Source organism: Candidatus Pelagibacter sp. Uisw_090 (assembly GCF_047717845.1).
GTDB lineage: Bacteria > Pseudomonadota > Alphaproteobacteria > Pelagibacterales > Pelagibacteraceae > Pelagibacter.
Genome location: NZ_CP159810.1, coordinates 1,147,179 through 1,161,220 on the forward strand (window position 1 = coordinate 1,147,179; position 14,042 = coordinate 1,161,220).

Annotated in this window: 13 protein-coding genes; 5 read left to right on the forward strand and 8 right to left on the reverse strand. The window is 29.0% G+C overall.

The features are described 5' to 3' along the window. Positions 1-23: 23 nt before the first annotated feature. From ABXT58_RS06305 to polA, 3 genes are read right to left on the reverse strand one after another with little or no spacing between them, the layout of a single operon-like run. Positions 24-1,562 carry a sensor histidine kinase gene (locus tag ABXT58_RS06305; RefSeq protein WP_415303813.1) on the reverse strand — a complete coding sequence of 513 codons (1,539 nt, stop codon included), beginning with the start codon at positions 1,560-1,562 and terminating at the stop codon, positions 24-26. After that, on the reverse strand, positions 1,562-2,269 hold the full coding sequence (locus ABXT58_RS06310; RefSeq protein WP_415303814.1) for a response regulator transcription factor: 708 nt from the start codon (positions 2,267-2,269) through the stop codon (positions 1,562-1,564). Before ABXT58_RS06310 ends, ABXT58_RS06305 begins: the two co-directional genes overlap by 1 nt. Before the next feature lie 50 nt (positions 2,270-2,319). Continuing rightward, positions 2,320-5,094 carry a DNA polymerase I gene (polA, locus tag ABXT58_RS06315; RefSeq protein ID WP_415303815.1) on the reverse strand — a complete coding sequence of 925 codons (2,775 nt, stop codon included), beginning with the start codon at positions 5,092-5,094 and terminating at the stop codon, positions 2,320-2,322. A 50-nt stretch (positions 5,095-5,144) separates the two neighbouring features. Between polA and ABXT58_RS06320 the strand changes: the two genes are divergently transcribed. Next, the gene (locus ABXT58_RS06320) at positions 5,145-6,074 is read left to right on the forward strand and encodes an ABC transporter ATP-binding protein (protein WP_415303816.1); all 930 of its coding nucleotides are present in this window, start codon (positions 5,145-5,147) and stop codon (positions 6,072-6,074) included. A 32-nt stretch (positions 6,075-6,106) separates the two neighbouring features. Beyond that, positions 6,107-6,658 carry a biotin transporter BioY gene (locus tag ABXT58_RS06325; protein WP_415303817.1) on the forward strand — a complete coding sequence of 184 codons (552 nt, stop codon included), beginning with the start codon at positions 6,107-6,109 and terminating at the stop codon, positions 6,656-6,658. On the opposite strand, the gene ABXT58_RS06330 is transcribed toward ABXT58_RS06325, so the two are convergent. Then, the gene (locus ABXT58_RS06330; protein ID WP_415303818.1) at positions 6,651-7,214 is read right to left on the reverse strand and encodes an ActR/PrrA/RegA family redox response regulator transcription factor; all 564 of its coding nucleotides are present in this window, start codon (positions 7,212-7,214) and stop codon (positions 6,651-6,653) included. The two genes, ABXT58_RS06325 and ABXT58_RS06330, sit on opposite strands and share 8 nt — an antisense overlap. Before the next feature lie 146 nt (positions 7,215-7,360). Here ABXT58_RS06330 and ABXT58_RS06335 point away from each other — a divergent pair, with 146 nt between their 5' ends. From ABXT58_RS06335 to speB, 3 genes are read left to right on the forward strand one after another with little or no spacing between them, the layout of a single operon-like run. Continuing rightward, complete coding sequence (locus tag ABXT58_RS06335; protein ID WP_415303819.1) at positions 7,361-8,539, forward strand: type III PLP-dependent enzyme; 1,179 nt, start codon at positions 7,361-7,363, stop codon at positions 8,537-8,539. Continuing rightward, complete coding sequence (locus tag ABXT58_RS06340; RefSeq protein ID WP_415303820.1) at positions 8,539-9,582, forward strand: 1,9-bis(guanidino)-5-aza-nonane synthase; 1,044 nt, start codon at positions 8,539-8,541, stop codon at positions 9,580-9,582. Before ABXT58_RS06335 ends, ABXT58_RS06340 begins: the two co-directional genes overlap by 1 nt. Positions 9,583-9,584: 2 nt before the next feature. Further along, positions 9,585-10,460, forward strand: coding sequence for an agmatinase (speB, locus tag ABXT58_RS06345; RefSeq protein WP_415303821.1), 876 nt, complete (start codon positions 9,585-9,587; stop codon positions 10,458-10,460). Here the strand turns inward: speB and ABXT58_RS06350 are convergent. The 4 genes from ABXT58_RS06350 to ABXT58_RS06365 are packed head-to-tail and all read right to left on the reverse strand — an operon-like array spanning position 10,457 to position 14,002. Beyond that, on the reverse strand, positions 10,457-11,011 hold the full coding sequence (locus tag ABXT58_RS06350; protein WP_415303822.1) for a queuosine precursor transporter: 555 nt from the start codon (positions 11,009-11,011) through the stop codon (positions 10,457-10,459). The two genes, speB and ABXT58_RS06350, sit on opposite strands and share 4 nt — an antisense overlap. Beyond that, positions 11,011-11,334 (reverse strand): 50S ribosomal protein L28, encoded by a 324-nt coding sequence (gene rpmB, locus ABXT58_RS06355; RefSeq protein ID WP_415303823.1) that lies wholly within the window; start codon positions 11,332-11,334, stop codon positions 11,011-11,013. The genes ABXT58_RS06350 and rpmB overlap by 1 nt, the downstream gene beginning before the upstream one ends. Positions 11,335-11,387: 53 nt before the next feature. Next, a complete protein-coding gene (locus ABXT58_RS06360) occupies positions 11,388-12,440 on the reverse strand; it encodes a quinone-dependent dihydroorotate dehydrogenase (protein ID WP_415303824.1) in 1,053 nt (350 codons plus the stop codon). Next, positions 12,440-14,002: a lysine--tRNA ligase gene (locus ABXT58_RS06365; RefSeq protein WP_415303825.1), complete on the reverse strand. Its 1,563-nt coding sequence runs from the start codon at positions 14,000-14,002 to the stop codon at positions 12,440-12,442. The genes ABXT58_RS06360 and ABXT58_RS06365 overlap by 1 nt, the downstream gene beginning before the upstream one ends. Positions 14,003-14,042 lie beyond the last annotated feature (40 nt).

Here is a 14,042-nt window from a genome sequence, read left to right on the forward strand (position 1 = left end):
AAATTTAATTAATCAACTTATGATTAAACTTTATGAAAGACAATCTCAACATTTGCACCCCTTTGAGAGACATTGTTTGAAGCATTGATAGTAGCACCATGAAGATCAACAAGGTTTTTTACTATATTTAAACCCAAACCAGAGTGCTCACCAAAGGTATCTGGTCTATTACTATAGAATCTATCAAATATTTTTTTTGTATCTTTTTCTTTAAATCCTTTACCTTCATCAATAACTTTTAAAATAATCTTGTCTTTATCTCCTTTGTAAATTTCAACTAATATTTCTTTATTATCCTCACTAAAGGAAATTGAATTATCTAATAAATTTGCAATAATTTGCTCAATTCTATTTTCTATTCCATTTATAAAATATTCTTCTTGATTGTCTTGATCGTTTAACATTATTTTAATTCCTCTTTTTGCTTCATAAATATTATTAAAATCATCTACTACAGACCTTGCAATTAACTTGAGATTAATCTTTTTCATCTTTTCTTTACTTAATGCAACCTCATCTTTTAATATTTGAGAATAATCAGTGATTAATCTTTCAATTCTTTGAACGTCATGATTGAGAATATTAATTAATTTACTTCTTTGAGCCCGATCATCAGTCTCATTTAATATTTCTGAAGCACTTTTTAATGATGTTAAGGGGTTTCTTATCTCATGAACAAGGTCAGTTGAAAAATTTTCTGCATGTGAAATTCTTTTTTGAAGTTCACTCGTCATATCATCTAACGAATTTGACAAAGTTCCCAATTCATCATTTCTACTTTTGAGCTCATTGATATTTGTTTTTTTTTTACTCTTTTCTTTTATAATTTTTGTATACGCTACTAAGTTTTTTATAGGCTTAAGAAAATATCTATTTAAAACAAAAGAGAATATAAATATTACTATAATTATAAATATTGCTGTTCTTAAAATAAATTTTTTTCTTTCATCAATAGCAGATTTAACATCATTAGCATTTTCAGTGATTACTAGATATCCAATATTAACTCCATTCAATGTTATGTTTTTAACTGTTGTTAATAAAAACTGATCATAGCCTTCCTGAGTAAAGGTAAAGGGTTTTCCATAATCTTTTGACCACGAATAATTAGTAAGAACATCTTTAAGTGAAACAGTTTTTTCTTTATTTAAATTTTTTGTTTCTACAATTTTTTTGCTTTTTTCTTTATTTAAAATTTCTAACTCGACTATATCTAGCCTGCTAGAAAAAGATCTTGGATCTAAATCTAGTGTATCAGTATCACCTACTAAATTAAATTGATTATCAAATAAGATAACTCTGTCTAGATTTTGAAATAAAAATCTTGTTGAAAATAAAAATCTTCTAATATCCTCTTCTTCAAATTTTATATTTAATCTTAAAATATGCTCAATTGTATTGTTAATTATCTGAATATGCTTGGATGTTTTATTTTTTATTAAATTAGGTTTTGCATTGCTAATGTATAGAGCTGTTAAACACCCTATAATTAAAAAAATAACTAAATTAATAAATAAAAATTTTTTTAATATAGATAAACTTTTTAGAAAATTGCTGAACATTAACTAACGTTCCATCTGTATCCACTGCCATATCTTGTTTCTATAGCTGTAAAATCAGGGTCAACTTTTTTAAATTTTTTTCTAATTCTTTTAACATGACTATCAATAGTTCTATCTTCAATATCCGTATCTTCTCGATAAGCAATATCCATAAGTTGAGCTCTTTCTTTTATTATTCCTGGTCTCTTTGCTAATTCTTTAACTATTAAAAATTCCGTAGTGGTAAGTTTATCTGGTAGTTGTTTGTTATCCCATTCACATTCAAGTTGTGAGGGGTCAAGTTTTAGCTTCCCATGTGAAATAATATTTTTTGTATCTTCAAGATTATTATTAACATCTTTTTTTCTAAGCTGAACCCTTATTCTTTCTATTAAAACTTTAATAGAAAAACCTCCTGACTTTTTTATAAAATCATCTGCACCTAACTTTAAACTTAACAATTCATCTATCTCATCATCTTTTGAAGTTAAAAAAATTACGGGTAAGGAAGTTTTTTTTCTTAATTTTTTTAAAAGTTCTTCACCATCCATTTTTGGCATCTTGATATCTATAACAGCAAGGTCTGGGGGATTTCTAGTTAAGCCAATTAAAGCACTTTCTCCATCAATGTACGTTTGAACTTTAAAGCCCTCTTTTTCGAGCGCTATACTTATACTTGTGAGTATATTTCTATCATCATCAATAAGAGCTATTGTTTGTGTTTGCATAATCTACTTTAAAAATACTAAATTGTTCTAATTTAGGCAATGGAGATAAATTAATGAAGTATTCCCCAATTGTCCCCTGTATTAACGTCTACCGTCAATGGTGTTGAAAAAGTGTGTAAATCACTTTCTGTAACACTTGTCATTTCATCCCTGATTATTTCAGTTATATTTTTAACTTCTTTTACCGGAACCTCAAAAATTAGTTCATCATGAATTTGCAATAATATTTTTGATTTATTATTTTTAATGCTTTCAAATTTTTTGTTAAGTCTAATCATTGCAAGTCGCATGATTTCAGATGCTGACCCTTGAATGGGAGCATTGATAGCTGCTCTTTCTTGAAAATTTCTTACATTGAAATTTTTATCATTAATTCCATTAAAATGAGATCTTCTACCAAAAATATTATTTACATAGCCACTTTTTCTACAAAACTTAATTGTATTATCCATATAAATTTTTATTTCAGGAAATTTTAAAAAATAAGCATTTAAAAATTCATCTGCTTCATGATTTGAAACGTTGATTTGTTTTGCGAGCCCATATTGTGAAATACCATAAATTATTCCAAAATTAATAGCCTTGGCCTTCCTTCTCATGTCTTGGTCTACTTTTTTAATATCAACATTAAATACTTGGCTTGCTGTAAGAGAATGAATGTCTTCATCGTTACTAAACGCTTTTTTCAGCTCTTTGACTTCTGCCAAGTCAGCTAAAATTCTCATTTCAATTTGGTTATAATCTGCAGATATTAATGTGAAGCCCTTTTCTGCTATAAAAGCTTTTCTTATATCCTTGCCATCCTCTGATTTAATAGGAATATTTTGTAGATTTGGATCACTGGAAGCTAGCCTTCCTGTTGTTGTTGCTGCCAATAAAAATGAGGTATGAACTCGTTTAGTGGTTGGATTAATATGTTCAGGTAAAGCATCTGAATAAGTATTTTTAAGTTTAGATACCTGTCTCCAATCAAGAATTAATTTAGGAAATTCATGTCCTTTAAATGCTAAGTCTTCTAACACACTTGCGTTTGTGGCAAAACTTCCTTTTCTAGTTTTTTTAAGTACAGCAATCTTTAAATCATTGTAAATAATTTCACCTAATTGTTTTGGTGAGGCAATATTAAATTCTTTTTTTGAAATTTTAAAAACCTCTTTTTCTAATTTACTGATTTTTTTCTCAAATTTTTCAGACAACACCTTTAAAAATTTATTATCAATTTTTATTCCTTCAATTTCCATAAATGCTAATATTTTAATTAAAGGTTTTTCAAAAATTTCGTAAATGTTAGTTAATTTTTCTAATTTTAAATTTTTACTAAATATTTTGTATAATCTATAAGTAATATCAGCATCTTCAGCAGCATACTCCATTGCCTTATCTAGCTCTACATCACTAAAATTTATTTCTTTCTTACCTGTGCCAACAATTTCTTTAAATGAAATTGTTTTATGCTGTAGATGAATCTCAGACAAGGTATCCATGTTATGTCTATTTTTTCCAGCATCCAATACATAAGACATCAACATTGTATCTTCCATTGAATTCATATTAATCCCCTGTTTAAACAAAACAATAAAATCAAACTTAATATTTTGGCCAATCTTTTTTACGCTTTTGTCTTCCAAAAGTGGTTTTAGTTTTTTAATTACACCTTCTTTTTTTAAACATCCTTTAAACTTATGACCAATTGGAATGTAACAAGCCTTACCAATTTTTGTGCTTAATGAAATTCCCACTAAATCAGCTTGATGTGCGTCTAGTGAGCTAGTTTCAGTATCAATTGCTAGTTCTCCAGCTTCTTCTGCTTCATTAATCCACTCATCTATTTCTTTTTCACTAGTGATTAGATAATAATTTTTTTTATTTATACTTTGTTGTTTTTTCTCAGGCTTTGCTTCTGTTGCGGTTTCTTCCAATTCAGGTTCTCCATATGCAGAAATGACAGAGCTAAGAAGTCTATTAAACTCCATTTCTCTTAAGAATTTATATAGCTTATCTTTATCAATCTCCTTTAGATGAAATTCTTCTATCTTTCTTTCAACTGGAGCATCCTTCATTAGTGTTACTAATTTTTTACTAATTATCGCTTTATCTTTGTTTTCTATAAGTGTTTCTCTTCGTTTATTTTGTTTTATTTCTTGGGCGTTATCTAATAATTTTTCTAAAGTTCCATACTTGTTAATCAGTTCTGCTGCAGTCTTAACGCCTATACCTGGAACTCCTGGAACATTATCGCTACTGTCTCCAGCTAAGGACTGAACATCTATAACTTTTTCTGGACCCACTCCAAATTTGGTTACTATATCTTCAGATGTTATAAATTTATTTTTCATTGGATCGAATATACGAACGTCTTTTCTATACAATTGCATTAAGTCTTTATCTGAGGAGACTATTGTTACCTTCGCACCCTTTGCTAAAATTTGCTCTGCATAAGTAGCTATTAAATCATCTGCTTCATAATTTGGAAGATCTACAGATGGTAAATTAAAAGCAACTACAGACTTTCTTATATATTCAAACTGTGGTGCTAAATCATCTGGTGCTTCTGATCTATTAGCTTTGTAGTCTGAATAAATTTCATTTCTAAAAGTTTTTCTAGCTGCATCAAATATTACTGCAAAGTGTGTAGGTTTTTGAAGATTTTCATTCGATTTTGAATCTTCTAATAGTTTAAATAGCATGCTACAAAATCCACTAACTGCACCAACAGGTAAACCATCACTTTTTCTAGTTAGAGGTGGTAATGCGTAATAAGCTCTAAAAATATAACCCGAACCATCTATTAAATAAAAATGGTCTGTTTTTTTAATTTTATCCATTAAATAATATTATCTTAATAATTTTAAATACTATAAATGTATTAACACGCATGGAGCAAAAAAATATACTTTCTGTTAAAAACTTAAAAAAAATTTATTCAAGTAAACAGACTGGAGATAATCTTGCATTAAATGATTTAAACTTGGACGTGAAAGAAGGAGAAATTTTTGGTCTTCTGGGTCCTAATGGTGCTGGGAAAACAACATTTATAAATATTTTAGCAGGAACAGTGGTAAAAACAGCAGGACAAGTAAATGTCTGGGGTTTTGACCTAGATAAGAACCCACGACAAGTTAGAGCTTCGGTTGGAATAGTGCCTCAAGAAGTAAATCTTGATCCATTTTTTAGTCCAAGGAAATTATTAGAGTTACAGGCTGGTCTCTATGGAATTAAAGAAAAAGATAGAATTACAGATACGATTCTAAAATTGGTATCCCTAGAAAAACAAGCTAACAGCTATGCTAGAAGTTTATCTGGTGGGATGAAAAGAAGATTACTAATGGCTAAAGCTTTAGTTCATCAGCCACCAATAGTTATTTTGGACGAACCTACAGCTGGCGTTGATGTTGAGTTAAGACAAAATTTATGGAAAAATGTAAAATTACTCAATGAACTTGGTGTAACAATCATTCTAACAACTCATTATCTTGAGGAGGCTGAGGAAATGTGTGGAAGAATAGCTATATTAAATAAAGGAAATATTGTTGCTCTAGACAGCACTAAGAATTTATTAGACAGAATTCAAACCAAAAAAGTAACCTTTAAAACTGACATAAAGATTAATATTAATGATGACGATCTAGAATCTTTAAAAATAGTTTCACACATAGATAATGATGTTTGTGTTTCTTATGAAAAAAGTAAAATTAATATGGAAGAATTAATTAATTTAATTAAGAAAAATAATGTAAAAATAATAGATATTTCAACTGATGATGGTGATTTAGAGGATGTTTTCTTAAGACTAATAAAAAACTAGATTATCACATTAATAAATAGTAATTTGTAGATATGGATCTATTAAAAACTAATTCAATTCAAAAAGTATTAAAAACATTTATTCTAATTTTTATAGGAACAATGGCTTTAACTATTTCAGCTAAATTAAAAATACCATTTTACCCTGTGCCAATGACAATGCAGACATTTGTTGTTCTTTTTTTAGGCTTAGCTTTTGGTTACAAGATAGGACTTGCAACAGTATGTGTTTATCTTCTTGAAGGAATTATTGGAATACCAGTATTTTCTAATTCACCTGAAAAAGGTGTGGGCTTAGTTTACTTCACTGGTCCAACAATGGGATATTTAATTGGATTTTTATTTGCTTCTTTTTTTGCAGGCTATTTAGATCTTAACAAAAATATTTTTATAATTTTTGGAAAATTAATATTTTCTGTTTCTGTAATCTATGTATTTGGAGCTATTTGGTTGGGAACTTTAATTGGATGGGATAAGCCAATTCTTGAATTAGGTGTTACACCATTTTTATTAGCTGAATTATTTAAGATATGCTTGTTAACTATATTGGCTAAAAAGATTATTAAGTTTAGAAATTTTATCTAGGGGATCTTTTGGATAAAATTCTTTGTAATGTTCTTCTGTGCATTTTAAGTCTTCTAGCAGTTTCAGATACATTCCTATTACATAATTCAAAAACTCTATGAATGTGTTCCCACTTAACTCTATCAGCCGACATAGGGTTTTCTGGTGGTTCAGCTTTTTTCTCTGGATCGGCTAGTAATGCTTTCTCAACATCATCTGCGTCTGCCGGCTTTGCAAGGTAGTCAATGGCACCCTCTTTGATTGCAGCTACAGCTGTTGGAATATTTCCATATCCTGTTAACATTATAATTCTACTACTTTGATTAGAAATTTGAATTTGTTTTACTACTTGAAGCCCGTTTCCATCAGCTAGTCTAAGGTCAACAACAGCAAAGCCTGGTTTTTTTTCTATAACGGTTTGGATACCTTTTTGTACACTTTCAGCTTGAAAAACCTCAAACCCTTTTTTTTCCATTGCTCTAGCAAGCCTGTCTCTGAAAGGATTGTCATCATCAACGATTAATAAGGTTTTATTCTCAAAATCACTCAGTTTTTTTAAATTATTCAGTTTATCCATACAGTTGATATGGGGCCTTATATAAAAATTTCAACACTTATTATTTACTTTACATTAATTAATTATTGCCTTAATTGCATAATTTATATGAAAGTTTTTAAGTATTTTTAAAAACTTTTTTTTATTAAATTTTTTTTGGAGACATAATGCAAAAATTTAAAACAGTTGATGATCTTATAAGTCAACTAAAGCCAGAAAAACCTATTTATTGTATTAGGAAAAAATCAATACAATTAGCTTCTACATATTTTAGAAATAAATTTCCTGGTAAAGTGCTATATGCTGTTAAAACTAACTCACATCCTGAAGTACTAAAAACAATAGTAGAGAGTGGGATTGAGAACTTTGATATAGCCTCTATTCAAGAAATTAAAGATATAAGAGCAATTAATCCTAATGCAAAATGTTCATATATGCACACAGTCAAAAGTAGAGAAAGTATTAAAGAAGCTTATTTTAATTATAATGTTAAAGCTTTTTCCCTTGATACTAAAGATGAATTAATAAAAATTATTGAAACAACTAACGAGGCAAAAGACCTTGAATTATTTGTAAGAGTGGCCGTTTCAAATGAGCATGCTGAAATAGATTTATCAACAAAATTTGGAGCATCTATATCTGAAGCGACTGCTTTATTAAGATTAACAAAGCAATATGCAAAAAAAATAGGTTTAAGTTTCCATGTGGGATCTCAATGCATGCATCCCATTTCTTATTCAAAAGGAATTGCAGATATTAGAAATATAATAAGAAAAACAAAAATTATTCCTGATTATATTAATATTGGAGGTGGTTTTCCTGCTATATATCCTGATCTTGTACCTCAATCTTTAGACGGTTATTTTGAAGAAATAAAAAAAGGTTTATTAAATTTAAAGTTGGAAAAACTTCCTGAAATATTGTGTGAACCTGGAAGAGCATTAGTTGCAGAAAGCGGATCAACAATTGTAAGGGTAAATCTTAGAAAAAAACAAAAACTTTATATAAATGATGGAACTTATGGAACTCTTTTTGATGCAGGTACACCAAACATAGTTTACCCTTCTCGTTTGATTAAAAGTGGAAAAGCAATATCAAAAAAATTAACTGCTTTTGATTTTTATGGCCCTACATGCGATAGCATGGACTATATGAAAGGACCATTTCTACTTCCAAATAATATTAAAGAAAATGATTATATTGAGCTAGGTCAGCTCGGAGCCTATGGTCTAACTTTTAGAACTCAATTTAATGGTTTTTATTCTAATGAAATTTATGAGGTAGAAGATGAACCTATAATGACGCTGTATGGTAAAGACATTAATAAAGATATATTAGTTGCCTAATGTCAGAAAACAAAAATTTAACTCATAATAGCAAAAAAAGCTTCTTACAAAATCCTGTTGAACATATCGATATTACATCATTTGATGCAAGAAAGATAATTTCCTCAATGGAAAAAATGTCTTTTGTTTCAAGGGAAACAGCAAATGCAGCCAATATTTTCAATGAAATGATTCAAGATAAGGATTGCACAATTTTTTTAACACTTGCTGGGTCAACTTCTGCTGCAGGATGTATGAATATTTATAAAGATTTAGTTAAATATAATATGGTTGATGCAATTATTGCTACAGGAGCATCTATAGTAGACATGGATTTTTTTGAAGCTTTAGGCTTTAAACACTATCAAGGTTCACAGTTTCAAGATGATACTGAGTTAAGAAAAAACTATATAGATAGAATTTACGATACATATATTGATGAGGAAGAGTTGCAAGAATGTGACAAAAGAATATGTGAAATAGCTGATACCCTGGAACCAAGAAGTTATACTTCAAGAGAATTCATTTATGAAATGGGAAAATATTTAAAGAAGCATTCTAAAAAAAAAGATTCATTAATTGAAACGGCATATCACAATAATGTTCCTATATTCTGTCCTGCATTTACAGACTCAAGTGCTGGTTTTGGATTGGTGACTCATCAGGAAAATAATCCTAAAAATCATATTACAATAGATTCAATTAGAGAGCTTCGTGAGTTAACAGAAATAAAAATTCAATCAAAAGGATCTGGTTTGTTTATGATCGGAGGAGGTGTTCCTAAAAATTTTGTTCAAGACACAGTTATCTGTGCTGAACTCTTAGGAAAAGAAGTTGAGATGCATAAATATGCAGTACAAATTACAGTAGCAGATTCTAGAGATGGCGCTTGTAGTAGTTCTACATTAAAAGAAGCGAGCTCTTGGGGTAAAGTAGATATTGCAAAAGAACAGATGGTTTTTGCAGAAGCAACTAGTGTCCTTCCTTTGATTGCAAGTGATGCATATCATAAGGGTGACTGGAAAAATAGAACGAGAAAAAACTTCTCAAAAATATTTAAATAAAATTGAAATATCTTTCTAATAAAAATGGATTTCTTGGAATTGACAATGATGTTAATTTTAAAGAAAAAGTAGTAGTTGTTCCATTTGGTTTAGAAAAAACTGTAAGTTATGGTGGTGGCACTCGAAATGGTCCTAAAGAAATTATTAAAGCTTCACATCAAGTTGAATTATATGATGAAGAATTGCATTGCGAACCCTATAAGAAAATTGGAATTAAAACTTTAAAACCGTTTAAAATTGATAAGAATATTAAAAAAGCTTTAAAAAAGATGTCTGATATAAATCAAGAAATATTAGATAAAAAACTGTTTCCAATCACCTTTGGTGGAGAACACTCAATAACACCAGGCTGTATTGCTCCATTTGTAAAAAAACACAAAGAAATATGCTTACTACATTTTGATGCCCACGCAGATTTAAGAGAAAGTTATAATGGTGAAAAATTCTCTCATGCTTCAGCTATTAAAAGGTGCCTAGATCATAAAAATGTTTCTTTAATTTCATTTGGGATCAGAAACATATCTCAAAGTGAAATACCTTTTTTAAAAAAAAATTCATCTAGAATTAATATTTTTTGGGCAAAAGATAAAAAAGATTGGGACTTAAAGAAATTTAAAAAAATGATAAAAAATAAAACTGTTTATCTCACTTTTGATGTAGATGGATTAGATTCAAGCATAATGCCTGCAACCGGAACTCCTGAACCAGGCGGATTGCTATGGGATGAAACTTTAGATATTATAAGAATAGCTGCTAAAAATTCTAATATTGTTGGTGCAGATATAAATGAACTTTCACCTATAAAAGGTTTTAACTCTTACAATTTCCTTGTAGCAAAACTTGCCTATAAAATTTTATCTTACAAATTTTTATATTAAGCTTTAGAGGTCTTAAGTGTTCCTAGTAATAATCTGAATGGAATTAACATTAGTAACGCAACTAATACTTTAACCGCTAAGTCTCCTAGAGATAGCGTTACCCAAGGTATACCTGTCGCATAAAAAGATATTGAAAAAAACAAAAGTGTGTCAATTGTAGAACCAATTAGTGAAGATGTTAATGGTGCCACAAACCATCTTTTTTTTCTCAATTTATCAAAAATTTGGACATCTAATAATTGTGCAACTAAAAATGCCGTACCAGACCCAATAGCTATTCTAACTGAAATTAAATCTGCAAAGTTTGTTGAAAAAAATAATGTGAATGCAATTCCTATAATAAATCCAATATAAACAATTTTTCTAGCAATAACTTTGCCATATGATCTATTTGCTAAATCTGTTATCAGAAATGCAACAGGATAACTAAATGCTCCATAGGTTAGTATTTCTTCTAAACCATAATAATTAATTGGAAATTGTACTAAATAATTTGAAGCTAAGACAACAATCCCCATTACAAATGAGAGTGTTATAAAAACTTTTTTCATTAAGCTGATTTACTAGGAGATACTTTGGGTGCTTTTTTTATAAATGGTGACTTAATTAATATACTTTTTTTTAATTTTTTTAATCTTGGCGATATGTTTTTATTTTTTGCTGTCTTTAAAAATTGATCAAAAGTACCTTTTTTATCGACACATCTCATACCTGCGTTACTTACAGTCAATGTCAAACTTCTTTTTAAAAGTTCACTTGTAAATTTAGTTTTTTTTAAATTTGGTAAAAATCTTCTATTAGTCTTGTTGTTAGCATGACTAACATTGTGACCTTTCATAGGTATTTTACCGGTTAATTCGCATTTTTTAGACATAATATTTAGTGACTATATAAGATGAGTTAGTGATCTCGTCAAGTTTATTAGCCTTAATTAGGCTGTTTCTTGCCTATTATTTCTCTAAAATTCTTAATCCCATCAGTAATTAATATTTCTTTTAGCTCATTTTTTATCTTTCTAACAATATTTGGACCTTGAAAAACCATGCCAGTATATAGTTGAACATAACTTGCTCCAGCTAAAAATTTTCTATACGCACTTTCACCTGAGTCAACACCACCTACTCCAATAATTTCAATTTTACCTTTTAGCAGTTTGTAAAACTTACTTATTAATTTATTAGCTTCCTCTTCGAGAGGTTTGCCTGATAAGCCACCTTTTTGGTGCTTCAATATATCGTTTAATTTTTCCCTGTTTCCTGAAGTTGTATTTGAAACAATTACTGCACTTACTTTATGATCTAACAATATTTTGCTTACCAACTCAATTTGTTCCTCTGAAATATCTGGAGAAATTTTTACAACAATTGGTATTTTTGATTTCAGTTTAACTTTTTCTTCTTGAATTGAATTCATTAATTCATCAAATTTTTCTTCGTCATGAAAACTTCTTAAATTTTCTGTATTAGGTGAAGAAATGTTAATTGTAATATAATCAGCAATATCATGAAAGGTTCTAAAACCAATTAAATAATCATTTAGCCTATCATTGCTATCTTTATTAGGACCTATGTTAATTCCCAATAAACCTGTATTTAAATTAGATCGAATTCTATTGCTTACATTTTCAGATCCTAAATTATTAAAACCCAATCTATTTATAAGTGCCTGGTCTTCAACTAATCTAAATACTCTTGGCTTTGGATTTCCATATTGCTTAAGCGGAGTGACCGTCCCTACTTCAACAAACCCAAATCCAAGTTTAAATAAAGGGTTATAAACTTCAGCGTTTTTGTCAAATCCGGCAGCCATTCCAATTGGGTTATCTATTTCTTTACCAAACAAAGTGGATTTAAACATTGGATCATCTTTATCTTCATCCATTAAATTTGGTGTCAAATTTAATTTTAAAGACTTAATTGCTAAATTATGAGCAGTTTCAGGATCAATTTTAAAAATTAGCGATCTGAATTTTGAAAACATTATTTTATTTTTTCTGTTATTAATTCTTTAGTTTCTTTTACTCCAAAGAAGCTTATAAAAAAACCCATTCTGGGACCATTTTCATCTCCAAACACAACTTCGTAAATTAATTTAAACCAATCACGTAGATTTTCTGAATACCCATTTTCTTTTCCAGTTGAATAAATTAACGTTTGAATATCTTCAGGCAACATTTCATCACTACAATCATCAAGAGTCTTAACTAGGGCTTCTAATGCCATTTTTTCTTTTGAATCTGGTTTTTTATATTTTTTCTGTAGTTTGATTACATCGTTAAAATATTTAATAGCGTAGCCTATTAAATTATCAAAAATTATATGATCTTTTTCTGAAATATCCTTTTTGTATTTTTTTACAAATTTCCAGAGTAACTCCTTAGAATTTGCATTACTTGCCTCTACTAAATTTAAAAGCATTGAAAAACTCATAATAGTATCTTCTTGTGGAATTGTTCCGTTATGAACATGCCAAACTGGGTTCATTAATAGCTTTAATTCGCTTTGGTTTTTTGCTTTTTCCATACAATCCAAATATTCATCAACTGTTTTTGGAACTATTTCTTTATACAATTTTTTTGCTCTTTTGGGATTTTGATACATATACAGTGAAAGACTTTCAGGAGATGCATACTCCAACCATTGATCAATAGTGATTCCATTACCTTTTGACTTGGAAATTTTTTCTCCTTTTTCATCTAAAAAAAGTTCATAAGCAAAACCAGATGGGTTTGTTTTTCCAATTAACTTAACTATTCTTGAGGATAATATTGCGCTTTCTATTAAATCTTTTCCATACATTTCAAAATCTATATCAAGCGCATACCACCTCATAGCCCAATCCACTTTCCACTGTAATTTACAGTGTCCGTCTAAAACACTTGTTTCAAGTTTTTTTCCATTATTATCAAAAATAATTTTAGATTTTTCTTTTATGATTTCTAAAACTGGAATTTCTAAAACCTTTCCAGTATCTGGGCATATGGGTAAAAAGGGACTGTAAGTTTTTTGCCTTTCCTTACCGAGTGTTGGAAGAATTATATCCATAATACCTTGGTAATTTTCTAAAATTATCTGCAAAGTAGGATTAAAAAGACCACCCTTATAAAGTACTGAAGAACTTTTAAAATTATATTCAAAGTTAAATTTATCTAAAAAATCTTTTAGCATTTCATTATTGTGCTCACCAAAGCTTGAAAATTTTTTGAAAGGATCTGGTACTTGAGTTAAAGGTTTATGAAGATTTTTTTTTAGTAATTCTTGATTGGGAACATTCTCAGGAACTTTTCTAAAACCATCCATATCATCTGAAAAGGTTATAATTTCTGTTGGTATATCGGTAAGTTGTTTTAGGGCATTAACCATCATTGATGTTCTAGCAACCTCACCAAAAGTGCCTATATGAGGCAATCCACTCGGACCATAACCAGTTTGTAAAATAATTTTACCCTTTTTTTCAATAAAGGATTTTCTCTCACGCAACATTTTTTTAGCCTCAACAAAGGGCCATGCGTTAGTTTTATCTAAATTGTCTTTTTCAATCACTTTGTTTAATAAGAAATATCTTATATTTGCTGTTATTATT